The 23,744-nt window shown below is 60.1% G+C and carries 19 protein-coding genes and 2 pseudogenes; 7 read left to right on the top strand and 14 right to left on the bottom strand.

Annotated elements, in window-relative coordinates; all coding sequences use genetic code 11:
- Positions 1 to 47 precede the first annotated feature (47 nt).
- The 3 genes from FHX15_RS23795 to FHX15_RS23785 form a co-directional block, all read right to left on the bottom strand.
- Positions 48 to 971 (bottom strand): S9 family peptidase, encoded by a 924-nt coding sequence (locus FHX15_RS23795; RefSeq protein WP_184400830.1) that lies wholly within the window; start codon positions 969 to 971, stop codon positions 48 to 50.
- 112 nt (positions 972 to 1,083) lie between these two features.
- Positions 1,084 to 2,709: a cisplatin damage response ATP-dependent DNA ligase gene (locus FHX15_RS23790; protein WP_184400829.1), complete on the bottom strand. Its 1,626-nt coding sequence runs from the start codon at positions 2,707 to 2,709 to the stop codon at positions 1,084 to 1,086.
- A gap of 199 nt (positions 2,710 to 2,908) precedes the next feature.
- On the bottom strand, positions 2,909 to 3,919 hold the full coding sequence (locus FHX15_RS23785; protein ID WP_184400828.1) for a ligase-associated DNA damage response exonuclease: 1,011 nt from the start codon (positions 3,917 to 3,919) through the stop codon (positions 2,909 to 2,911).
- Between the two features lie 153 nt (positions 3,920 to 4,072).
- Here FHX15_RS23785 and FHX15_RS23780 point away from each other — a divergent pair, with 153 nt between their 5' ends.
- On the top strand, positions 4,073 to 4,669 hold the full coding sequence (locus tag FHX15_RS23780) for a DUF922 domain-containing Zn-dependent protease (RefSeq protein WP_184400827.1): 597 nt from the start codon (positions 4,073 to 4,075) through the stop codon (positions 4,667 to 4,669).
- Positions 4,670 to 4,674: 5 nt separating this feature from the next.
- Here the strand turns inward: FHX15_RS23780 and FHX15_RS23775 are convergent, their stop codons facing one another.
- Positions 4,675 to 5,247, bottom strand: a complete 573-nt coding sequence (locus FHX15_RS23775; protein ID WP_409527030.1) for a dienelactone hydrolase family protein — start codon at positions 5,245 to 5,247, stop codon at positions 4,675 to 4,677.
- A gap of 133 nt (positions 5,248 to 5,380) precedes the next feature.
- Here FHX15_RS23775 and FHX15_RS23770 point away from each other — a divergent pair.
- A pseudogene (locus tag FHX15_RS23770) lies at positions 5,381 to 6,343 on the top strand (glycerophosphodiester phosphodiesterase family protein); the annotation flags it as partial.
- Between the two features lie 8 nt (positions 6,344 to 6,351).
- Here FHX15_RS23770 and FHX15_RS23765 read toward each other — a convergent pair.
- Positions 6,352 to 8,649, bottom strand: a complete 2,298-nt coding sequence (locus FHX15_RS23765; protein ID WP_184400825.1) for a bifunctional diguanylate cyclase/phosphodiesterase — start codon at positions 8,647 to 8,649, stop codon at positions 6,352 to 6,354.
- Positions 8,650 to 8,869: 220 nt separating this feature from the next.
- Here FHX15_RS23765 and FHX15_RS23760 point away from each other — a divergent pair, with 220 nt between their 5' ends.
- Positions 8,870 to 10,252, top strand: a complete 1,383-nt coding sequence (locus FHX15_RS23760) for a TIGR03808 family TAT-translocated repetitive protein (RefSeq protein WP_184400824.1) — start codon at positions 8,870 to 8,872, stop codon at positions 10,250 to 10,252.
- Positions 10,253 to 10,348: 96 nt separating this feature from the next.
- Positions 10,349 to 11,014, top strand: a complete 666-nt coding sequence (locus FHX15_RS23755; protein WP_184400823.1) for a glutathione S-transferase family protein — start codon at positions 10,349 to 10,351, stop codon at positions 11,012 to 11,014.
- A gap of 3 nt (positions 11,015 to 11,017) precedes the next feature.
- On the opposite strand, the gene FHX15_RS23750 is transcribed toward FHX15_RS23755, so the two are convergent.
- The 3 genes from FHX15_RS23750 to FHX15_RS23740 all read right to left on the bottom strand — a co-directional run bounded on the left by FHX15_RS23750 (position 11,018) and on the right by FHX15_RS23740 (position 14,300).
- Positions 11,018 to 11,914 carry a LysR substrate-binding domain-containing protein gene (locus FHX15_RS23750; protein ID WP_184400822.1) on the bottom strand — a complete coding sequence of 299 codons (897 nt, stop codon included), beginning with the start codon at positions 11,912 to 11,914 and terminating at the stop codon, positions 11,018 to 11,020.
- 367 nt (positions 11,915 to 12,281) lie between these two features.
- Entirely contained in the window at positions 12,282 to 12,860 is a 579-nt protein-coding gene (locus tag FHX15_RS23745) for a DUF4142 domain-containing protein (protein WP_246779048.1), read from the bottom strand.
- Between the two features lie 51 nt (positions 12,861 to 12,911).
- Positions 12,912 to 14,300: a cytochrome B6 gene (locus FHX15_RS23740; protein WP_184400900.1), complete on the bottom strand. Its 1,389-nt coding sequence runs from the start codon at positions 14,298 to 14,300 to the stop codon at positions 12,912 to 12,914.
- A gap of 231 nt (positions 14,301 to 14,531) precedes the next feature.
- Here FHX15_RS23740 and FHX15_RS23735 point away from each other — a divergent pair, with 231 nt between their 5' ends.
- Complete coding sequence (locus FHX15_RS23735; protein ID WP_184400820.1) at positions 14,532 to 14,912, top strand: MmcQ/YjbR family DNA-binding protein; 381 nt, start codon at positions 14,532 to 14,534, stop codon at positions 14,910 to 14,912.
- Here the strand turns inward: FHX15_RS23735 and FHX15_RS23730 are convergent.
- Both FHX15_RS23730 and FHX15_RS23725 read right to left on the bottom strand, forming a co-directional pair.
- Positions 14,882 to 15,502, bottom strand: a complete 621-nt coding sequence (locus tag FHX15_RS23730) for a glutathione S-transferase family protein (protein ID WP_184400819.1) — start codon at positions 15,500 to 15,502, stop codon at positions 14,882 to 14,884. The two genes, FHX15_RS23735 and FHX15_RS23730, sit on opposite strands and share 31 nt — an antisense overlap.
- Before the next feature lie 188 nt (positions 15,503 to 15,690).
- Positions 15,691 to 16,695 carry an asparaginase gene (locus tag FHX15_RS23725; protein WP_184400818.1) on the bottom strand — a complete coding sequence of 335 codons (1,005 nt, stop codon included), beginning with the start codon at positions 16,693 to 16,695 and terminating at the stop codon, positions 15,691 to 15,693.
- A 197-nt stretch (positions 16,696 to 16,892) separates the two neighbouring features.
- Between FHX15_RS23725 and FHX15_RS23720 the strand changes: the two are divergent.
- Positions 16,893 to 18,106 (top strand): annotated as a pseudogene (locus FHX15_RS23720) (MFS transporter).
- On the opposite strand, the gene FHX15_RS23715 reads toward FHX15_RS23720, so the two are convergent.
- Positions 18,103 to 18,777, bottom strand: a complete 675-nt coding sequence (locus FHX15_RS23715; protein WP_184400817.1) for a helix-turn-helix transcriptional regulator — start codon at positions 18,775 to 18,777, stop codon at positions 18,103 to 18,105. The pseudogene FHX15_RS23720 and the gene FHX15_RS23715 sit on opposite strands and share 4 nt — an antisense overlap.
- Before the next feature lie 101 nt (positions 18,778 to 18,878).
- Between FHX15_RS23715 and FHX15_RS23710 the strand changes: the two genes are divergently transcribed.
- A complete protein-coding gene (locus FHX15_RS23710; RefSeq protein ID WP_184400816.1) occupies positions 18,879 to 20,303 on the top strand; it encodes an MFS transporter in 1,425 nt (474 codons plus the stop codon).
- On the opposite strand, the gene FHX15_RS23705 is transcribed toward FHX15_RS23710, so the two are convergent.
- The 3 genes from FHX15_RS23705 to FHX15_RS23695 all read right to left on the bottom strand — a co-directional run bounded on the left by FHX15_RS23705 (position 20,284) and on the right by FHX15_RS23695 (position 23,561).
- Entirely contained in the window at positions 20,284 to 21,282 is a 999-nt protein-coding gene (locus FHX15_RS23705) for an NAD(P)H-quinone oxidoreductase (RefSeq protein WP_184400815.1), read from the bottom strand. The genes FHX15_RS23710 and FHX15_RS23705 overlap by 20 nt on opposite strands.
- 77 nt (positions 21,283 to 21,359) lie before the next feature.
- Positions 21,360 to 23,165 carry a GGDEF domain-containing protein gene (locus FHX15_RS23700; protein ID WP_210290822.1) on the bottom strand — a complete coding sequence of 602 codons (1,806 nt, stop codon included), beginning with the start codon at positions 23,163 to 23,165 and terminating at the stop codon, positions 21,360 to 21,362.
- Positions 23,166 to 23,318: 153 nt separating this feature from the next.
- A complete protein-coding gene (locus tag FHX15_RS23695) occupies positions 23,319 to 23,561 on the bottom strand; it encodes an amino acid ABC transporter (protein WP_184400814.1) in 243 nt (80 codons plus the stop codon).
- Positions 23,562 to 23,744: the final 183 nt, after the last annotated feature.

Here is a 23,744-nt window from a genome sequence, read left to right as displayed (position 1 = left end):
CAATAGCGCGGATGCAGGCCCTTGCTAAGATCCGCATTCGGCAGCTGTCAGGCTGCGATACTCCGGAAGAAGTGCATGCTCTGTTCGATCTCGCCCGGCAGCGCTGAAGTGTGGTTGCCGTCAACCGTATCGGCTTCGATATGCGTGCCGGCCGCACGGGCGCGCGAAACCAGCAAATCGGCCCGGTCGTTAAAATGCGCTTCCTCTGTGCCGTGCAGCACGCGCACCGGGCATTTAAAACTGTGGGCGTAACAAAGTGCGGTGCGTACTTCGAACTCATGGGCGTTCGAATCGTCGAAGCGGATGTCTTCCGGATAGCGGTTGAAGAAACGGAAGGCATCCGCACTGCCTGAGATCGGCACCGCGGCGCGGAAATGACGCGCGCTCATGGCCGTCAGCATGGTCAGCGTGCCGCCGATGCTGTGACCGGCGATGAACAGCCGCTCGGGGTCGATGCCCGGCAAGTGGCGCAGGCGCTCGGTTGCGGCAAGCACGTCGTCCACTTCGTCATAGAAGCCGGAAAAATTGCCCATCTGGCCGTTTTCGCCGCGCACCGACGGCATCATCACGACATAGCCGGCATCGACATAGGGCTTCATGAGCTGCCAATGACCCATGCCCATGGCATTGCCGCCATGGAGGAAGAGAATGGCGGGCTTAGGCTTTCGTTCCCGCTTGTACTTCGAAACCCAGGCGGTCAGTTCCAATTCGCCGCCGTAGCCGGAGCGGTAGAAGATCCTGTCGGCATCTGCAGGAGGATCGAGCGGCTCGAATTTGTCCGGGGCCGGTCCCTTTTGCAGCAGCTTGGTTCGGAAGTGGTGGCGAACGCCGGCATAATCATGCTTGGCGAGCCTTGGGACGTCGGGAACATCGAAGGCGTTCGCGAGGCGCGGCAACAATAGCGAACCGGCAATGCCTCCAAGCAGGCCGCGGCGCTGGCGAAAAAAAGCGTTTCGTTCTTGCGAGCTCATATGCAGCACCCATCATTTTCCGGCTCAAAAAATCTGCACTGCAAGCGCGCTGCCGCCAATACACATGCTGTTGAAAATCTGGGGATGCGTCATTTTGCACAGGCAAATATCATCATTCTGCCTTGGCATCGATCATAGCGATAAGCGTGCGCAGCCGATCGGCCTCGTAGGAGGGCTTGTCCGGACGCAATCTTGCGATACGCGGGAAGCGCATGGCAACGCCCGACTTGTGGCGAGTCGAGCGATTGATTCCCTCGAAGGCGACTTCCACCACGAAGCCGAAATCCTTATCCGCCCGCACTGCCCTCACCGGGCCGAAGCGCTCCGTCGTATTGTTGCGCACGAATTTGTCCAGCACTTCGAGCTCGGCATCGGTGAAGCCGAAATAGGCCTTGCCGACGGGAACGAGCTGTTCGCCGTCCTCGCCTTCCGCCCAGACACCGAAGGTGAAATCCGAATAATAGCTGGAGCGCTTGCCGTGACCGCGCTGAGCATACATCAGCACGGCATCGACATTGTAAGGGTTGCGCTTCCACTTGAACCACGGCCCCTTCATACGGCCGGCCTGATAGATGCTGTCGCGCCGCTTGATCATTACGCCTTCGATGACAGGATCGGGCGGGGCGGCGCGCAGATCGTCGAGCTCCTCCCAGGTCGAGAAAGGTACGAGCGGTGAAAGATCGAAGCGATCGTGGGGCGCGCGCTCGATGATTTCAGAGAGACGGTCGCGGCGCTCGATATAGTTCCTGCCGCGCACATCTTCGTCGCCGTCGAAGAGCATGTCATAGGCGCGGATGAAGGCTGGATATTCGTCCAGCATCTTTGCCGTCACCGTCTTTCGGTTCAGGCGCTGCTGCAGATCGGAAAAGGTGCGGGTCGGACTATTGGAGCGCGCCGTGCCGCCGACCAGAAGTTCGCCGTCGATGACCCCGGAAAAGCTGATCGATTCCAGAATATCAGGGAAGGCGCCGGAGATATCGTCGCCGGAACGGGAATAAATCTTTCGTGTCTCTCCGGCGCGCGACAGCTGGACGCGGATGCCGTCCCATTTCCACTCGGCGGCGTAGTCGGCAGGGTCGAGGGCACCCAAATCGCCCTCCTCTACCGGATTGGCGAGCATGACGGAATGGAAGATGGCGGGCGAAGCGAGCACCGGCTTTTCCTCTCCACCCTCCAGCCATTTGAAGAGTGATTCATAAGGCGGCTGCAGGCCATGCCAGAGGGTCTCGATCTCGGTGACATCCTTGCCGCCGAGGTCGGCGAGCGCCTGTTTGGCAAGGCGGGCGGAAACGCCAATGCGCAGCGCTCCAGTCGCGAGCTTGATGAAGGCGAAACGGCCGGATGAATCCAAGCGATCGAGCAGGTCGCGCACGAAGCTTCGTACCTCCGTGCGGCCGAGCGAATTCATTTTAATCACCACTTCGCCGAGGCGCGGCTGGGCGAGTGCCGAGCGGTCGATATCGCGCTCGTTGTCCCAGACCAGTGAGATGGTTTCGGCGAGATCGCCGACATAATCATAGGAATAGCGGAAGAGCACCTCGTCCATGCGCTCCAGCACCAGATCGCGCAACATTGCGGGCTTGACGTCACGCACTTCGAGCGTGCCGGCGATGGCGGCAAGGCCGTAACCGCGGTCGGGGTCCGGTGTGTCGCGGAAATAGTCGGTCAGCAGTTTGAGCTTACCGTTGCGGCTGGGGGTGAGAACCAGGCGGTCGAGGAGGTCGGCGAAGGCTTTCATGTCGAGCCTCCTCGTGGGAAGGAAGTCCCCGCACCAACCCCTCCCCACAAGGGGGGGCTAGCCTGCCGCGCCATCAGCATTTCACCCCCAACCGTCCCGTATGCAAAAACGTAGCGTAGGATTGCGAGGGAGCCGCGTTGTAGCCCCTCCCCCTTGCGCGGAGGGGTTGGGGAGGGGTTTTCAGCCACAAACGCCATCCTCAATCCCCCTCATCCTCGTAGCCGACCAGGTGCAGGGGCTTCGCCTTGATGCCTTGCAGCTCGCACCAGCGCACCAGCGCCTCTTCGCGACCATGGGTGACCCAGACTTCCTGCGGAGCAAGCTCGGTGATGGTCTCGATCAGCTCCGGCCAGTCGCAGTGGTCTGATATGACGAGCGGCAGTTCGACACCGAGCTGTTTGGCGCGCTGGCGCACCATCATCCAGCCGGAGGCAAAGGACGGCAGCGGATCGTTGAAGCGGCGTGCCCAGCGGTCGGCGAAAGCAGAGGAAGGGCCAATGACGACAGCACCTTTGAAGATGGACTTATCGCGGCTTTCGACAGTGGCCGGCAAGAGTTCGCCGAGATCGATGCCCTGGCTAATATAATAATCGCACAGCCTTTCCATGGCGCCGTGGATATAGATCGGCTCGCCGTATCCGGCGTCACGCAGCAGGCGGATGACGCGCTGCGCCTTGCCGAGCGCGTAGGCGCCGACCAGATGCGTGCGTTCGGGAAACTGCCGCAGCGAGGCGAGCAGCTTGCCGGTCTCGTCGATCGGGTCGGGATGATGGAAGACCGGCAGGCCGAAGGTCGCCTCGGTGATGAAGACATCACAGGGAACTGGCACATAGGCTTCGCAAGTCGGGTCCGGGCGGCGCTTGTAGTCGCCCGAAACAACAATGCGCGTGCCATTTTTCTCGATGGCGATCTGGGCGGACCCGAGAACATGGCCGGCGGGATGGAAATTCACCCTGACGCCATTGACCACCAATTCTTCACCGAATGCGACTGGCTGCTCGCTGGCGCAGAAGCCGTCGCCGTAGCGGATCCGCATGATGTCGAGCGTCTGGGCGGTGGCAAGCACATTTACATGGCCTGGACGTGCGTGATCGGAATGGCCGTGGGTGATCAGCGCCCGCTCCACCGGCCGCACCGGATCGACATAGAAGCCGCCTTCCGGGCAATAGAGCCCTTCAGGGGCGGGATAGAGCAACGCGTCAGGTCTCATGGCAGAAAAGATAGTGGGAATTGCGTTTTGCGCCAGAGGGATAGATAGGGCCAATTTTACGGGCCAGATGTGTCGTCCGATCGGTCCATTGCATCCTTCTGCAGCGCCCGTTAGCTTTGCTCGCGCTGCAGCAGGGAAGCGAATGAGAGGCGCATGCGGATCGTTTTCGAATTTGGACTATTGGCGCTCGGGCTGATGCTGCCTGCCGCTGCCTCGGCAACCGACTGGCAGCCGAGCGAGGAGGTGAAGGCTTACGCGATCACCGGCCGTACCGGCATGGAGCTCTACCGGTCCATCGGCGAACGCGGGCCACAGGTCGGGCTAGGTCGCGTCATCGCGCACACGACCTTCAAGCTGACCTGGACGCGCAAATACGAGCAGCAGGGCAGCGCCTGCACGCTGACATCAGCAAAGCCGAAACTCATCATCTTCTACACGCTGCCGAAAGCGCCGAACGACCTGCCGACAGCCACAAAGGCAAGCTGGGAGAGTTTCATTGCCGGCGTGCGCACGCATGAACGCTGGCATGGCGAGACGATTATCGAGATGGTCAAGGAGATCGAGACGCTGAGCAACGGCTTTTCGGTGCCTGATGATCCCGGCTGCAAGAAGATCAGGCCTGAACTGATGGTGCGGCTCGGCGAGCTCTCCAACAAGCAGCGCCAGCGCGGCCGGGATTTCGACCGCGTGGAAATGAGCGAGGGCGGCAACATCCAGCAGCTCATCCTGAAGCTGGTGAACGGTCCCTGACCTGTTCAGAGCGCGGCGAGGAAAGCGTCGACGCGGCTCCAGGTGGCTTCCGCCGCCTTGGCGTCGTAATCAGGCAGTGACGGATCGGTATAGAGATGACCGACGCCGCGATAGAAGAAGACCTCCAGGCCGATATCAGCTCTCGCGGCATGCGCACGCCACGAAGCCACCTCGTCCGCCGGCGCAAACTCGTCGGGCTCCGCCAGGTGGAGCTGAAGGGGAATGCCTTCGCGCACATTATCAGGAATTTCTGCGATACCGTGCAGCAGGAGAATGCCGGCCGCTTGCGGTCGGCCTGGCCAGAGGCTTGCGGCTACGCCTGCGCCCATGGAGAAGCCGCCGAGGACGGCCGATGCCGGCAAGTCGGCGACCGCCTTTTCGGCGCGCCTGCAAAGTTCGGCCCAGCCGATCTCACTCTTGAGGGCGAAGCCTTCTTCGAGGGTACGCCCTACCCTGCCCTCATAGAGATCGGGCGCGACTACCTGATGGCCGGCTCCACGCAGGCGCTCCGCAGCGTCACGCTCAAGGGATCGAAATCCGTAGACCGAATGAAAAAGTGCAATCACCGCCATAGCTATCTCCCTGTTTTTGGAGGTCAACGTAAGGTTTCTGCAACGTTAAGGCGAGCTTTAACCAGTAAAAGCCCGAAATGAGCCAAACAACCACCGGAATCACTTTCTAGTCATTGCCGAGGCACCGCCGGAGGGGATGATGGGACGGAAGCTCAAATATGCAGGCGCGGCGGTTGTCGCCTTTGCTGCCGCAGTTCATCTTAACAATACCAGCCTTTTAGCCGACCACCGCAAGGGCAAGCCGCTGCTGCTGGCCCATCGCGGCATCGCGCAGCGCTTCGACGAGACGGATCTGAAGAACGATACCTGCACAGCCGCACGCATGCTGCCGCCGAAGCATGATTATCTGGAGAACACGATCCGCTCCATGCGAGCAGGATTCGATGCAGGTGCCGATGTGGTGGAGATCGACGTGCATCCGACAACCGACGGGCAGTTCGCTGTCTTCCACGACTGGACCCTCGATTGCCGCACGGATGGGCATGGCGTCACGCGCGAACATTCCATGGCCGAGATGAAGACACTCGACATCGGTTATGGCTACACGGCCGATGGCGGCAGGAGTTTCCCCTTCCGTGGTAAAGGCGTCGGTCAGATGCCGACCCTTGACGAGGTGCTTTCCACCTTTCCGGACAAACATCTGCTCATCAACGTCAAAAGCCGCGACCCCTTGGAGGGCGAAAAACTCGCCGCCGTGCTGAACGGTCTGCCGGCTGAACGGCGCGCCAAGATGATCGTCTATGGCGGCGATGAGCCGATCGACAGGATCAGGCAACTGGCGCCTGATATCCGCACGGCTTCTCGCGCCAGCCTGATGGGCTGCCTCACCGGCTATATCGGTTACGGCTGGACGGGCGTTCTGCCTAATGATTGCAAGAATGTGATGATGCTGGTGCCGATCAACTACGCGCCCTGGCTATGGGGCTGGCCGGACCGATTCCTTAACCGGATGCAGGACGCAAATACGCAGGTCTTCGTCATCGGCCCCTATCACGGTGGCGGTTTTTCAACCGGGATCGACGATGCCGAGCGCTTCGCACAGCTGCCGGACAATTATTCCGGCGGCATATGGACGAACGAGATCGGGACGATCGCCGACCTGATGAACAATCAGGCGCCCCGCGCCAGCAGCATAATGACGATTTCTTCCGGTGTTACTGGCTTGGAGAAGCGATAGCCCTGCGCCTCCTCGCATCTCGCATGGCGCAGGAATTCCAGCTGCGCATCGGTTTCCACGCCTTCGGCGAGCACCGAGAGCTTTAAGGTCTGGGCGAGCGAAATGACGGCCGAGGCAATGGCGACAGCGGTCTTATCGGCAGGCAGCGCCTCGACCAAAGAACGATCCATCTTCAACCGATCGAAGGGAAAAGTCTTCAACGCCGCAAGCGAGGAATAGCCGGAGCCGAAATCATCGATCGACAGGCGCACGCCGAGGGCGCGCAGCGACAGCATCATGGAAAGCGCACGGGCAGCATCCTGCATGATGACACTTTCGGTCACCTCAAGCTCCAGCCACCGCGCATTCAGCCTATGGCTATCGATAGCCTCGGCAACGTGGGAGGCAAAATCGGGATCGGCAAACTGTTTGGGCGAGACATTCACGGCAATTGTCAGTGGCGTCAGTCCCATGTCCTGCCAAGCGCGGGCCTGCCGGCAAGCCTCGTTCAGCACCCACAGGCCGAGCGGCACGATGAGCCCGGTTTCTTCGGCAAGCGGAATGAAATTGACGGGCGATATCACGCCCTTCGCCGGATGGTTCCAGCGTACTAGGGCTTCAAGCCCGGTGACACGGCCGGTCGTGACATCGACCTGCGGCTGATAAAGCAGGAAAAGCTGGTTTGCGACGATTGCCTGGCGCAATTCCTCCTGTTCGCTGAGCGGCAGGTCGACACCCGGGCTCTCGACGCCGTCGTGGTATTGCAGCGTGTTGCGGCCAAGCTGCTTGGCACGGTACATGGCGCGATCGGCATTGGTGAGCAATTCGTCCGGTGTTGCGCCATCCCAGGGGAAAGCCGCGATGCCGATGCTGGCGGTGACGGCGATCTCTCCTACTTCGGAGCGGACCGGTTTGGAAATCGCCTTCTGCAACTCCCGCAAGCGCCGCATGATGCCGGCATCGTGGCCGGATTGGTGGACGAGCACGACGAGGAATTCATCGCCGCCGAGGCGCACGACCATATCGGAGGCGCGCACGCAATTCGCCATGCGGGAAGCCGTCTCTTTCAGCACCTCGTCGCCGGCGCCATGGCCGCTCGTATCGTTGATTTCCTTGAAATTGTCGAGATCGATATAGGCGACGGTGACTTTGCGATTGTTGCGGCGGGCCTGGTCGAGGATCTTGGCCATGCGCTCCTTCAGGAAAGCGCGGTTCGGCAGGCCTGTCAGATCGTCGTGATGGGCCATGAAATGGATGCGGTCGTCGACGCGCTTACGTTCGACGGCGATGCCGGCAATGTGGGTGGCAAGCGCCACCAGCTTCATCTCCTGTTCAGTCGGGCGCCGCGGCTCCTTCGAATAAAGCGCAAAGGTTCCAAGCACATTCTTCTGCGAGGTGCAGATCGGCGTCGACCAGCAGGAGCGGAAGCCGAACTGGCTGACCATCGCCCGGAAGTCCTCCCAGAGCGGATCGGCCATCACATCCTCGACGATAATGGTCTCGCCGCGCCAGGCTGCCGTGCCGCAGGAGCCCACCTTCGGGCCGATGGCAACGCCGTCGATCATCCGGCTGTAGGCGCCAGGCAGATTGGGAGCCGCGCCGTGGTAGAGCCGCGTGCCCTCGCTGTCGAGTAGCAGCACGGAGCCGGAAATGCCGGCCATCTGCCGTTCGATCATCAGCACCAGCGCCTCGAGTATCATCGGCAGCGGTTCATTGCGGGCGATCATTTCCAGCAGGTTCGCCTGGCCGCGATGGAGCTCCTCCTGGCGCTTGCGCTCGGTGATGTCACGGGAGACGCCGATCAGGCCGACCACCTCGCCGTGATCGTTGCGCAACGGTATCTTGGAGGTCAGACGACAGATGGTGCCGCCACCTGGCAGCGGCACGAGTTCTTCCATGTCGATGCGGGGCTCGCCGCTCGACATGATTTCCTGCTCGATATCGAAAAACCCCCGGGCCGTTTCAAAATCGAACATATCGAAATCGCACTTGCCGGCGATCTCGGCAGCGTTCTCCAGTCCGTGGCTGCGCGCCGTCACAGCATTGGCGAAGACGAAGCGACCGTCTCGATCCTTGACGTAGAGAAAGTCGGGAAGCTCGTGGACGATCGCCTTGAGACGGAGGTTTTCTATACCTTCGGAAAGGTGATGGGCTGTGGCCGCCATCAGCGCTTCGGTGGCCGCCACAATACGCTGTGTCTCAGCACTGAAAGTATCACCAGATTCCCAACGTCGGGCGCCCAATCCATTCATGACGCTGTTCTCCGGCAATCGCAGGCTCTGTTCAGAAGCATAATTGAAACCGCTTTCCAAGATAGCGATCATTTCCTTCGGGTTGCTTAAATGGGAAGGTGAACAAGACGACAATATTAGAAAGGTTGCGTCCGTTATTCGACAGACGCCTATTCTTCTCTTGCGGACATGTGCCGAAAAGAAACATTTCATATGGCACAAATCCTGCGTGAAATCAGACATGAAGAGGGATTTCAGCAAGCTCACCCGGCGGGATATATTTGGTCTGGCCGCGGCCTCCACCGCGGCCATGACGGCACCGCGCGCTTTTGCTGCTCCGCTCACCGCGGAGCAGCCCGACCTGCGCGGGTCGATCGATGCGGTACAGTATCGCGCCAGTCCTGAAAGCGATGACAGGAAGAACCGCAATCTGCAGCAGATGATCGAGAAAGCAGCACGCGAGAACGTCCCGGTCTTCCTGCCGGCAGGAACCTACCGTATCTCCAACCTGACGCTGCCGGACAATACGCGCATCATTGGCGTGCCCGGTGCAACGCGGATCGTTTATACCGGCGAAGGTTACCTCTTTGCGGCAGAGAATGCCGGCCGCATCGAGCTCTCCAACCTCGTCATCGACGGATCGAACCGGTGGCTTGCGGACTATGCCGGCGGCCTCATCCAATTCACCGGCGTCGGCGAGTTGCTCATCGACAATTGCGAGATCGGCGGCAGCCGCAAACATGCGCTCCAACTCGAGCGTTGTGGCGGGCGGATCGAACGCAGTCGTATTTTCGGCGCCGAGCAATCCGGCATATATGCCGTGGAATCGACAGGCCTCTCGGTCACGGACAACACGGTTTCCGAGTGTGGCAATGGCGGCATTCTGGTGCATCGCTGGAAGAAGGCCGAGGACGGCACGATCGTTTCCGGCAACCGTGTTTCCAATATCCGCGCCAATGATGGCGGCACTGGCGAGAACGGCAACGGCATCAATATCTTCCGCGCCGACGGGGTGACGGTGACGAACAATCAGATCTCCGACTGCGCCTTCACCGCGATCCGTGCCAATTCCGGCTCCAACGTGCTGATCAGCAACAACCAGTGCCGCCGCTCCGGCGAGACGGCGATTTATGTGGAGTTCGAATTCGTCGGCGCCGTCGTGTCAGGCAACATGATCGACGGGGCAGCAAACGGCATCTCCATTGCAAATTTCGACCAGGGCGGGCGGCTGGCAAGTGTGACGGGCAACGTCATCCGCAACCTGACGCTCAAAGGACCTTATAAGCATGAGGTCGGCTTCGGCATTGGTATCGCGGCGGAGGCCGATACGCTGGTGTCAGGCAATGTTATCGAGGATGCGCCGCGCTGGGGGCTGCAGATCGGCTGGGGGCCTTATCTGCGCAATGTCGTCGTCAGCGGCAATGTCGTGCGCAAATCGCCGGTCGGTTGCGCGGTCTCCGTTGCCGAAGGCGCGGGTTCGGCCGTCATCACCGACAATATCTTCCAGGAGATGGGCAAGGGCGCCGTCATGGGTTTCGAGTGGGATAAGCCGGTCTCGGATGAGCTTGCCGCCGACAGTTCCCGCTATAAGCAGCTGACAATCGAACGAAACCGGACTTCCTGAGCACTATCAAAAGCTTTGATAGACATATCATCCGCAGGCGCTTTCCTCGCGGCTAGGCTGGCTGTAGGTCTGTCCTCAGAGGAAGGAGGCCTTGCCATGCTGACAGTCTACGGAGTTTACCGCTCGCGTTCCGCACGGGTTTACTGGATGGTCGAGGAACTGGGGATCGAATTCCGTTCTGTGCCGGTGCTGCAGGCCAAGCGGCTTGCCAATCCGCTATCTCCGGACGCACCCATCAACACGCTCTCGCCGGAGTTCCTGGCTATCAATCCGATGGCGATGATCCCTGCCATCAAGGATGGCGACCTCGTCATGAACGAGTCGCTGGCGATCAACCTCTACCTAGCGCGCAAATATGGCGGCGATCTCGGTGGGAAAACCGTCGAGGAAGACGGTTTGATGACGATGTGGACGATCTGGGCCGTTTCCGAGCTCGATTCAAACACAGGCAAAATCGTTTCGACCTATGACGACGGCAAGGAAAACACCGAAGCGGGACGCGCCGTGATCGATGTCGCCTCCCGCACGATGAAGCGCCCGCTTTCGGTTCTGGAGAAGCATCTCGACGGCAAGGACTGGATCGTCGGCGAACGTTTCACCGTCGTCGACCTTAACATCGCGGAAGTGCTGCGTTACGCGCAAAGTGAAACGGAGCTGTTTGCGGCACATCCGAATATCGATGCCTGGATCAAGCGCTGCCAGTCGCGCCCTGCCTACCTGGAAATGCAACGCAAGCGCTCGCTGGAGCCGATCGAATTCTGATGGTCAGCCAAAGATCGCGGCCGTTGCGGCCATTTCCTCGCGGATCCAGGCCTTGAAGTCGCGCACTTTCTTCGGCTCCCGGCTGCCTTCCGCGGTCACGAAATAATAGCCGTCGCCGGTATTCGCACGGATACCAAAGGGCGCGACCAGCCGCCCTTCCTGCAGGGAAAAGCCCGCAAGCGTCTGCCAGGCAAGCATCACGCCCTGCCCGGCTATCGCCGCATCGAGGCAAAGCGAGGCATCATTGAAGCTGTGGCGTACAGCGGGCGGGGCACCGGATAGGCCGGCCGCCTGCATCCAGACATCCCATGTGAACATGGCATGGGCATCGATGACGGCCGGGAGCTTCAGGATATCGGCCGGCTCCTTCAGCTTTGCGGCGATTTCGGGAGAGCAGACCGGAAACACCTCCTGTTCCAGGAGATGCTCGACCTTGACGCCCGACCAATTACCCTTGCCGACGCGGATGGCGACATCGATATCGGAGGCGGCCAGATTGACAAGCCTGGTGGTCGCATCGAGACGCAGGTTGATTTCCGGGTGACGCTCCATGAAACGGTCCAGCCGGCAGACCAGCCAGCGGGCGGCGAGAACAGGCGCGACCGAGATCGTGAGGATGCATTCGTCCTTTCGTTGCGCCATTGCGACGGCTTCCGAAAGCCTGACGAAACCTTCGTTCAGCGCGGCAAGAACAGGCGTGCCGGCTTCCGTTACCAGCATGCCCTTCGGTGTGCGCTCAAAGAGCAACCGGCCGAGTTGGGCTTCAGCCTTTATGACCTGCTGGCTGACGGCGCCGACGGAAACGCCGAGCTCATCCGCGGCCGCCTGAAGCGAGCCCAGCCGACCGACCGCTTCCACGGCGCGAAGGCCGTTGAGATGTACGGAACTGAGGTTTCTCATATAGCTTTTCTATAGCACGAGATCGGTAATCTCAATTGAAAACCAACCAGCCGCCGCCAATATTGATATCACAAGAGCGGTGCAAGCAGTCTATAAACGGGCCGGTGCAGTTATGTCTCTGCGCCGCAGAGCCGAACACGACCCTCAGAAAGCGAGAGCAAGATGTCGCTACTGAAGTTTTTCTTGAGCCAATCGACCTCTAGCAGGGTCGCCGAACGCAAATATGACGAGGATGAAAATCTCCTCGATCACCCCGATATCACCACGATGTCGCAGCGGGAGCTTGCGGACCTGCCTTTGCGGCCGATACCTGCGCCAAAATGCTCGACGCAACCGCAATCATGCTCAGGATCTATCGGTTGACGGCTTATGGCCCGCTCTTTGTTGCCATCTCTTGCGGCGGAAGTCTAATCGCCGCACCCGTCAGGACGTTGTTGAGTTCCTGCGCCATCCGGAGGTGATCCAGCACCTTCGGAAGAAGGGCCGCCGCCAGCCGCTGCATGTCCGCATCCTCGCCCATGGAGATCTCCCATGAAAGCAGTTGCGCGTTTTTCTGGTGGTCGACGATCTGGGATTTGACGTAGGCGGCGTCAAAATCGTCGCCATTCAGCTTCTGAAGCCGGTCGCGCAGGATTGAGTGCTCCGCGTCCAGCTGGTCGGACACAGGGATTTTGGCGGCGTCAGCCAAATCCTTCAGCTTGGCCTTGGCATCGGAATGATCCCGGACCATCATCTCGGCGAAGCGCTGTACGGCGTCTGCCTTCGCCTTTTCACCGGCCAATTTTCCAAAATCGACTTCAGCGACGCCGCCGGCTATCGCGAGCTGCGCGAACAGCCTGTCCTGGTTGTTGGTCTGATGCGGTGCGGGAAATCCCGGCTTCGTCATGCGGGTATCGACGCCCATGCCGGCCGGGTTGCCCATTTGCGCCGCGGCGGCGAGCGGCATGACGCAGAGCGCGGCGCTTAGAATTGTCGTGCGGATTGTCATCGCGTTCTCCTATAGCGTCAGCATGTAAGCGACGAGGTCCTTCTTTTCCTGCTCCTCCAGCTTGGTGCCGAGAACGAGGTTGAAGAACTCGACGGTGTCGGCAAGCGTCATCAGGCGGCCGTCGTGCAGGTATGGCGGCGAGTCTTTGATGCCGCGCAGCGTGAAGGTCTTGATCGGGCCATCGGGGAGTGTGACGAAGTCGTTGAAGACTTGGCCGACCTTATAGAAACGCTCGAGCTTCAGATCGTGCATGTTGTTGTCCATGAACTCCGTCTGCGGCACGTGGCATTCGGAACAACGCCCCTTGCCCATAAAGATCTTTTCGCCTGCCAGCTCCTGTGGAGTGGCAAGTGAAGGATCAAGCCGATTGAACGGGTCGAGCTTGGGCGCCGGGGGAAAGTCGATAATATTTTGCATCTGCGCCATCATCGCGACCTGGTTCGTCCGGTCCGGCAGGTTGGGGCCTTTGCGAGTGGCGCTGACATGGTCGCCGTTAAAGTAGGCCGTCCGCTGTTCAAATTCACTGAAATCTTCGACGGACCGCAAGGAGCGCTTCGATCCGTGAATCTGCTGGTTGAACAGGCCTCTGATGCTCGTGGTATCGAGACGGAAGCGGTCCGCCTGCGGCCTTACATCCGGCGTCAGATGAAAGGCAGCGTTGGTGTGAAAATTCGAATGACAGTCAAGACAGGCGACACCGGTGCTCTGATCGGCCACCTTCCGGTCTTCCGTCTGGTTGAACTCCTCCTGCGGGAACGGCGTCAGCAGCAGGCGCAGTCCTTCCATCTGCACCGGCGTCACGATCCCGTTCATGATCTCGTAGAAATTTTTGATGGTGAGAAGCTGCCCTCGCGACACGTCACCGAGTTCCGGATGGGTCGTCAGGAAGATCGGCGGCGGGAATTCCGGCGTGAGATTGTCGGGCAAATCGAAATCGACGTCGAACCGCCGAAGATCGCGCATCTCCTGCGCATGGATCTCGTCTATCTGCCGGTTTGGAAACACTTGGCCGCCGGTCGCCTGCTTGACGTGAGGTAGAGGCAGGAAGCCTTCAGGCAGAAGGTTTTTGTCCCTGATCTCAAGCGGCTTCATCGTCGCGAGGTCAGTCCAACTCGTACCAGGGGCGAGTTTAACGCGGACGCCGTCCTGTACCGGTTTCAGCCCGCCGGACATCATCACGCCTGTCATTGGCCTGTCGGAAAGGTCGTAGCGCCTTTCGAGAAGGTCGCGCTGGCGCTTCATGACTTCGGGCTTCTGTGCCTCGTCGATTTGACGAGCTTGGGAAAACGGCATCGTCGGCAACGGCCGATATGTCGTGTCGGGAGGCAGCGGATCGGAAAAGGCTCCAACCGCAAAGATACAACCTCCTGCCGACAGAGATCCAGCAACGAGCGTCATCAAAATTCGTGATTTGGACATGATTTCCCCCTGCGTCGAGTGACCTCCAACTCCGAAAAAATCAAAATGTTCCCGTTAAGCGTGCTGCAGGCTGAACCATGCGATCCGAAATGAAGAGCTTTGAAATTGTCTGCTCAAACGGCCGGTTGGCGAGACAAAAGCCAGTCCTGAACTGGAGAGTACAACCGAAGATGTGATAGATTTTTTGCGGGAGACAATCGGGCGGACAACATGAGCGAAAGCGTGGAAGGCATTCTGGCGCGGTTGAAGCGGCTGGCGAAGGAGGCTAACCTGCCTGGCATCGAAGAAGGCACGTCCTACGGCAGCCTGGCGTTGAAGGTCGGCGGTAAAAGTTTCGTCGCGGTCAAGAACGACGAAACCGTGGTGATCTCGATCCCGATCGACCACAAGGAACACCTGCTGGCGATGGCGCCCGACATCTATTTTCAAACGAACCATTATGTCGGCTGGCCACATCTGCCGGTTCGGATCGCCGCTATCAGCGACGACGAACTCAAGCAACGGCTGATCGACGCCTGGACGTACCGGGCGCCGAAGAAGCTTATTTCAGCCTATCGGAGTCAAGCTTTTTCGCGTGCAAGTGCGCGCTGAACCGCCGGGCGCTCCAGCATGCGGGCATAGTGCTCATGCGCCTTAGGGAAGCGCGCGGGATCGACGCCATCGGACGGCAACCAGCCGGTCATGACGAAAAGATAGGGATCTGCGATCGTATAGGCCTCTCCCAATACCCATGGCCCTTCGAACATCGTCGATTCGATCAGTTCGAAGCTTTCGGCCATATTCTGCGGCACCTTCGCCTTCATGGATTCCAGCGCCGCCTGATCATCAGCCCAGCGGAAGCCGCGCGGGCGATGAGCGTGGTTCACATGCACTGTCGACGTGATATATCCATTGAAAGCCTGCAGCCTGGCAAATTCGAAGGGATCGTCGAGGGGCGCGAGCCTGGCGGCTGGCGCCATCTGGGCAATGTAGGCGAGGATTGCCGGCGTCTCCGTCAGCACGCCGCGGTCAGTGGCGAGAGCCGGAACGCGACCTTTCGGATTGATCTTCAGATAGGCTTCCGAGCGCTGCTCGTTCTCCCGCGTATTGATATTCTTGGTATCGAAGGAAAGGCCGGATTCCTCCAGCGTAATCAGGCTGGCAAGCGCGCAGGTACCGGGTGCGAAGTAAAGTGTGAGCATGATGAGACTCCCCTTTCGGGGAGCCTTATAGCGCGAGCTTCATGGCCAGCGGAAGACCAGGTTTTGTCATTCGCGCAGCCTTTCAGGCGCAACCCGGCACGTCCTCCAGCAATTTCGGCGCTGCGGCCGGATCTTCTTCCTCGGTGGAGGAATGAGGTCCGGTAGCGATGCATCGATCCGGGTAGCGATCAGGCGAAAGCGTCGGTCACCCTGATATCGCCGACATGGATGCCGTTCCAATTGCGCATCGATTTATTCGCCATCGCAGTCAGCGCAACCTCTTCCTTGCCGCCCCTCTCGAAGAAGCGGGCGAGCGTGGCGGCGACCATGGCCTCAGCGGCACGGGTGGTGCCGTCATCGCACTTCAACGCGATCGCAATGCCGTGCTCCGGAACGGCGGCGCAGAAAACGCCTTCCGCACCGGTCTTGCAGAAGATGCGGCCAGGGGCGATCTGCATCAGCGTCGTACAGGCGCGGCCGGTGCCGGCGACATAGAACGGCTCCGCCATGCAGGCTTCGATGAGCCGGCGGGAGGCTTTCGCACGCTCGCGGCCAAGGCCAATGCCGGTCGCCATCTTGGCGAAGCCACACGCGAGCGCTTTCAGCGGCACGGCATAGGTCGGAATGGAGCAGCCGTCGGTGCCGCAGACATCATGACCGAGTACTGTGCCCGTCAGGTTTTCCATCACGTCGCGAATCTGCTGCTGCAGAGGGTGATCGTAGCCGATGTAACCGTTGCTATCGATGCCCTGATGGCAGCAGGCGCAGATGAAGCCGGCATGTTTGCCGGAGCAATTGTTGTGAAGCGCGGTCGGCTTCTCCAGCGTGCGGGCCTGATGGATTAGTGTCTTCTGCTCCGAAGACCAGTGCGCGCCGCATTCCAGCGCTTCCACATCGCGGCCGGCCCGCGACAGCATGGAGGCGGCAAGCGCCACATGCTCGTCCTCGCCGCTGTGGGAGGAACAGGCGAGCGCAAGCTCCTTGTCACCGAAGCCATAGGCATCGGCAGCGCCGCTCTCGACGAGCGGCAGCCCCTGCATCGCCTTGCAGGCCGAGCGCGGGAAGACTTCCGCCTCTATATCCCCCAGCGAAAAGACGACACGGCCGTCGCCATCCACGACCGCAACCGATCCGCGATGGCGGCTTTCGACGAGCGAGCCTCGGGTGACTTCAACGAGGACGGGATTGAGCATGGGCAAGAATCCGGATTGTGGGTTTGAAGGCCGAAGGCATATCCTCTCGCTCTCTGAAAGCCAACGAAATTTGCGCTGCATGCCGGCCGATCACAGCATCTAAACACCTATCACATGAAGTGACGGCGGTTGCGGCAAACTATCGTTTTCTGTGCAAGTACGATGGGGTTAAACGTTCGATGTCAGGACTCGTTCTCATGCCATCTTCCTTTTCTTCCATCATCCGCGACAGCCGCATCCGTATTCCGACCGCCACCCTCGTGGCACTCGCCTTCACCTATGCCTCGACCGTTCCCTACCAGTCGATCATCGGGATCAGTGAGCTCGGCATGAGCGACGGCGCCTATTCGGCGCTGGTGTTTTTTGCCGCCGTCGTCAATGTCGCGATCAGCCTCACGCTCGGCATATGGTCGGACAGGCTGAGGGAACGGCGGCCGCTGGTACTTGCGCTTTCGGTTGCCGGCATGATCGGCTTCGGATCGATCGCGCTCATTCACAGTCCTGCAGTCTTCGTCTTCTCGGTGCTCTTCCTCGTGCCGATGAGCAACTCCACCTATTCACTGCTGTTTGCCAGCGTCAGGGCGCGCACCAACCAGCTCGCCCGCAGCGAGGCGGTCGCGATCACCTCGACGGTGCGCGCGCTCTATTCCGGTTCCTGGGCCGTGGCACCTGGCCTTGTCGGATTGGCACTGGTGACATCACCGTCGATGACGCCGGCCTACGGGGTCGCGGCGATGGCCAGCCTCATCTGCTTCTGTCTCTATTTCTTCTTCGCGCCCGGCAATGGCCCGGTGCGCGAGACGATCCCTAACCAGCCGGGGTTCTTCGCGTCGCTGAAACGGGTCTTTGCGCCTGATGTTTTCATCCGCGTGTTCGTGATGTCGTTGCTGCTTGGTCTGCAGCGGCTGAGCGGAATGGTCTCGCCGCTCATCATCGTGCACAAGATCGGCGGCAGCGTCGTCGATGTCGGCTTCCTGTCGGGCCTGACGGCCTTCCTCGAAATGCCCTTCATGATGATGTGGGGGCTGGTGCAGCGGCGCTTCCACACTGTGCATGTATTGGCTTTCGGCTCAGCGCTTTATTGCCTTTATCTGGTGCTGCTCGGTTTCGCGACCGCGCCTTGGCAGCTTTATGCGCTGCTCGGTCTGAACGCATGCGGTGCGGCAGCCATCCTCAGCCTGCCGATAACCTATCTTCAGGATCTCATCGCCGATCGGCCTGGCCTTGGCAGCTCGCTCATATCGCTCAACACCTTTATCGGCATCGGCGTTGCCGCTGGCCTTTTTGCAATCGGAACAGCCGTGACGGATTATTCCGGCACGGCGCCTTTGTCGGGGCGGCTGCAGGTATCGCCACCATCGTGATCTTGCTCTATCTGGAAAGCGGCAGTCGCCTGCGCCAATTTGCCTAGAGGCTCTGATTTCGCAATTCCGCACGACATCTTTTCCGGGAATTGCCCTGCGCCGGTGTGATCCGATAGGCGCAGCGGCGCGCGCCAAGCAGGATATGTTCGCTACGCTCGACATTGGCCGAAAGCACGCTGCGGAAGGTTTCGATCTCCGAGCGGCAGAAGCCGGCGCAAATCGCCGCCGCCGCACAGATCGGACAATGGTTTTCCACCAGCATCCAAGACCCGTCCTCTTCCTGCCAACTATCGGCCATATAGCCCTCGCGACTGCGGATGGCGGCCAACCCTTCGACACGTGCGGCTAAGTCTGACCGGCCTGCGAGTTCGTTGCGATAGCGTTGCAATGTTTCATTTTCGCGGGCGACGATAACCTTATCGAGCGCGGTGGGTCCGAGCTGCTCGACCATAGTCGTCAAAAGGGTTGCGGTCAGTTCGGCATGACCATCCGGGAAATGTCGGTTGCCCTCGGCCGTCAAATGCCAGAGCTGGCTCGGTCGTCCCCTGCCCTTGGCGGCAACCGTGACGGCTTCGACCAAGCCCTCTTCCGCCATTTTGGCAAGTTGCTGGCGGGCGGCCTCGCCTGATATGGCGAGTGCATCGCCAACCGCGGCAGCGAGCTGCGGCCCCTCGGTCTTCAACAGGATCAGGATGCGGTTGACGGGTGACTGACGCATATTTTCCAAGTTATCTCTTGTTTTAATCCGTAGCTCATGCAATTTTCCAATTCATAACTTGGAAAATAATCATAGGTTGGGAAAAACTCAAGGATTTCATTATGTCCGAGACTGCATTGGAGCCACCAGGCTCATCAACTTCTGTCTTTCAGCTGTTTTCTCCCCCGTTATTGCCAGCGACGCTGATGCTCGGTGGCGGCATGACGCTCGCTGCCGTCGAAAGTTATATTACGGCGACGATCGCGCCGAGCATCGTGCGCGACGTCGGCGGGCTGGAGTTGCTTTCGCTGGTAACGACGCTCTATGTGGCCGCCACCATACTGGGATCGATCTTCACGGCGATGCGGCCGAGAAGCATCACTCTGCGTAGCGTCTATGTCCTGGCGGCGGTGATCTTCGGCATCGGCAGCCTGCTTTGCTCCGGGGCACCCTCGATGCCCGTCGTGCTGATTGGCCGAACGGTGCAGGGGTTCGGCACTGGCGCGCTCGCTGCCCTTTGTTACGCTTTCATTCGCTTTGTCTATCCCGAGACGCTCTGGCCCAAAGCGTCGACGCTCTATGCGGCAATCTGGGGTGTTTCGACCGTCATTGGCCCGACGCTTGGCGGCTTCTTCGCGCATGACGGCGCCTGGCGCTACGCCTTCGCCGTGCTCGTTCCGCTCGGCGTGCTGATGGCATTGCTGGCGCCGCGGCTTTTACCCCAGGCAGAGGACGACCGCGAACAGACGAAGATGCCTGTCTTGCAGATCTGCTTGCTGCTTGCGGCGGTGCTGCTCATCAGCACGGCAGGTACGGTCCAGGCGATGATCGCAAAAATCGGATTGGTCACCGTTTCGGTCGTCGCCATCGGCGCGATGCTCGTCGTGGAACGCAAGGGAGACAACCGGCTGCTGCCATCAGGCGCGGTGGCGCTCGGCCAGCCGATCTCGCGGGTGTATCTGACCATGCTCGGCCTGAACTTCGTCCTCGTCAGCGATATCTTCATTCCCTATTTCCTGCAGATCCTGCACGGGGTGACGCCGTTGATCTCCGGCTACCTGGTAGCGCTTGTCGCGCTCGGATGGACGGTCGCAGCCTTCTTCAGCGGCTCATTCTCCGGCCGCAAAGCCAATGCGGCGATCGTGGCAGGCTGCATAACGCAAGCCGTTGCGACAGCGGTGCTCGCCGTTTTTCTTGCGCACGAGAATCCGGAAGCGAATCTGGCAATCCTCGGGCCAGCGGCGATCGCCATGTTCATGATGGGCTTTGGCGTCGGCCTCGGCTGGGCACACCTGGTTTCCAAGGTGCTGAAGCTGGTGGCCGACAGCGAGCAGGACAAGGCTTCGGCGGCCATCCCGACAATAAGTTCGCTCGGCAGCGCTTTCGGCGCGGCGTTTGCCGGCGTCATCGCCAATGGCGCGGGTCTGGTTGAGCCGGGCGGCATTGCCGGCGCGCTCTCGGCGGCGAACTGGCTCTATCTTATCATGGCATTACCGGGACTGATCGCGACAGGCGCTGCGCTGTCTCTCAGGCGAGCTTCAGCATGATCTTGCCGATGTGGTTGCTGCTTTCTATCAGCCGATGGGCGGTAGCCACATCTTCGAAAGCAAAGGTCTTGTGGATGACGGGCGAAACCGTGCCGGCTTCCAGCAGCGGCCAGACCTCGGAGAGAAGATCGTCGCGGATCGCCCGCTTTTCCTCCGCCGTGCGCGGGCGCATGGTGGAGCCGGTCACCGTCAGGCGCTTGACCATGATCGGCGCCAGGTTGACTTTTTCGGCAACCGCACCCCGCAGGAAGGCGATGATCGAAAGGCAGCCATCCTTCGCCAGCGAGGCGATATTCTTTTCGAAATAGGCCGCACCAATCATGTCGAGTACGATATCGACGCCCTCGCTGGTCTCCTGCTTGATGACCGCGGCGAAATCCTCTTCCCGGTAATTGATCGCGCGTTTTGCGCCGAGCTTCTCACAGGCCTCACACTTCTCCCTCGAGCCGGCGGTCGCATAGACCTCGGCGCCGAAGGCCCGAGCCAGCTGAATCGCAGTCGTGCCGATGCCGCTGGAGCCGCCATGAACAAGCACCTTTTCGCCTTCCGTCAGGCCGGCCATCTGAAAGAGGTTCGCCCAGACGGTGAAGAAGGTTTCAGGAAGGGCCGCTGCCCTCAGTGCATCATAACCTCTAGGGAAAGGCAGAGCCTGGCCGGTCGGCAGAAGGCAATATTCGGCATAGGCGCCGCCATTGGCGAGCCCGCAGACCTTCTCGCCCAAAGAATAGCCGGTTACGCCGTGGCCGATCGCAACGACCTCTCCGGCAAGTTCTAATCCGAGAACGGGGCTCGCATCCTTCGGCGGCGGATAGCTGCCCTGGCGCTGGGCAATATCGGGGCGGTTGACGCCGACCGCTTCGGTGCGGACGAGGATCTGGCCTTCACCGGGAACCGGTAGCGGTCCCTGAGCAATAACCATCGCCTCCGGCCCACCGAATGACGGCAAATCCACAAAACGCATATGGGACGGCAATGACATGACCGGCTCTCCCTATTCCCGGGTTCTCGAGATAAATCAGGCTCCGGAGCTTGGGAAGGCCGGAAGTGGCAGAGGCGTCAATTCGCCTCGCCTAACACATGAAATACAAGGCCGTCTTCATCTTCCTTGGCGGCAGACTTTACGAGAGCAATCTCCGCGCCGACGCGATTGATATCGTCGATGACGAGACCTTCGGGCAGTTCGAGAACGCCGATAGAGCAGTGCATCAGCGGGAAGAAGGCGTCCGCTCCGGCACGATCGTGGCCGCGGATGCGGCCGGCGGCGCGGTCCTCATCCGTGTAGAGATCGACCACGTCATCGTGAAAATCGCTGATAAGGCGATCGAGGATCTCCGTCAGTTCCTCCTTCATCCAACCGACGACACCGATGAAGAAGTCGTCGCCGCCGACATGGCCGAGGAAATGGCGCTCGGCGAAGAAGTAACGGCGCATCAGCGCGGCGAAAAGCGAGATGGCATGGTCGCCGAGATGAAAGCCGTAGGAATCGTTGAAAGGCTTGAAATTGTCGAAATCGCAATAGCAAAAATGGCGCACTTCATCGCCATCGCGGCCTGAATGGCGCATGAAATCCCGGATGGCGCGGTTGCCGGGCAGGCCGGTCAGCGGGTTCTGGTCCTGCGCCGTCTTCAATTGCTTCTCATTGATGACCTTAATCAGCGAGGCGGCGGAAACGACACCGGCGTAACGCATGTTGTCGGTGAGGATCAGGCAGTTGCTGCCTTCCATATTGGCGAAGATCGTCATGAGCCGATCGGCGTCGCTGTCGAGGCCGACGATCGGGGCTCGCTCGACGAAATGCGAGATGGTGCGTTCGTAGACCTTGTTCTTCAGGAGATCGCGGCCGAAGGGCTGGTAGATATATTCCTTGAGGTGATGCTCGTGGATGATGCCGCGCGGCTCGCCATTGGCGTTCAGGACCGGGAAGTATGCCTGGCGCGGGTTGCGGCGGAACAGTTCGAAGACGGTGTCGATGGCATCGCTCTCATAGACGGTCGGCAGCATTTCGATCTGCTTGCGGATGAGGATTTCGTCGAGCGACTGGCTGTTGCCCTTGTTCTTGCCGAGCTCCTGCAGATGCGGGAAGGCAGGCACGAGCTCGGAGAGATGCGTCGACGGGCGGGAGATGAACCAGCCCTGCACGAGGTCGACGCTATAATCGCGGCAGACGATGAATTCGGCTTCCGTCTCGATGCCCTCGGCGATCACGCGGGTGCCGAGAACATGCGCCATGTTGACGATGCTCTTCAGTAGGTGCCGCTTACGCGGGCTGCGATCGATGTCGGCGACGAAGTGACGATCAATCTTCAGGTAATCTACGGAATAATCGCAGAGCAGCTTCATCTCGCCATGACCGACCCCGAAATCGTCGATCGCCAGCTTGAAACCGGCCTTGCGCAGCCGCAGTACGAGTTCGGCGAACTCGGGCACGCTGGTATTGTCGAAACGTTCGGAGAATTCGAAGCAGACGGAGGACGGCGGAATATTCGCCGTTTTCAGCTGCAGCAGCAGGCTCTCGACCAGGCGGTTGCCCTGCGGGATGAGGCGGACGTCGAGATTGAGGAACAGCGTTGCGGTCGCGAAGTTCGACAGCGTGGCGAATTTGGCGAGCGCACGATTGGCGGCCATCTGCTCGAGCTGCAGAAGCTGCCCGTGTTGATAGGCCTCGTCGAGGATTTCGATCGGCGTTTCGAACCCGATGCGCTCCTGCCCGCGCATGAGGGATTCATAACCGAAAACGGTGCCGGTACCGGCTTCGACGATCGGCTGGAACGCATTTTCGACGACGAGTTTGGCGAGGGTGACGATCTGATCGCTGGCGTAACGACGCAAGACACCCGGTTCGACGCTGGCAGCCAAAGACATGCCAATCTCCACTGTGACCTTTTCTTTTTCGGCCGGACAGTGGAGCAGAAGGGTCAACGAACCCTTTCGTCAGTGTGAAACTTTTGTGAAACGCGCAAACTTCCCTGCGCGGCCAGCGATCATTATATTTTCATTTTATAATCAATAGCTTACTTAGGCGGAGCGGCTGTGTCCCGCTTCATGATCGGCGAACATGTCGGCAACGCATCTGCTGCCGCGAGGAGCACTTTCGTCGACCGAAATGTCGTGGTGGCATCCACCCGATTTACGGGCGGCATCCCACATGCGCAGCGCCTCGCGCACGACCTCGCTGCTCGATGCGTATCCGCCCTGATCGACGGCATCACGGATACCGGCTGCCTGGAGCGGTGAGATGGAAACGGTGACCATTGGCATGGAATTCTCCTCCCATTCTTTTCGGCAGAGACTGCCGACGGGGGTCCATTTTCGGCTTTGCAGGGCGACGCGCGCCAATGCCGAAGTGCCTCAGCACAGGAGCCGGCCCTCTTCGGGAGCCGGCCTTCAACCTTGAAATGTTAGTCCCCCGGCGTCTGCTTGTCAAAAAGGAAACGGGCCGAT

Origin of the sequence: Rhizobium sp. BK650 (assembly GCF_014195325.1) — a bacterium.
Classification (GTDB): domain Bacteria; phylum Pseudomonadota; class Alphaproteobacteria; order Rhizobiales; family Rhizobiaceae; genus Rhizobium.
Note: the sequence above shows the minus strand (reverse complement) of the source record. Positions and strands in the feature narration are given on the sequence as shown.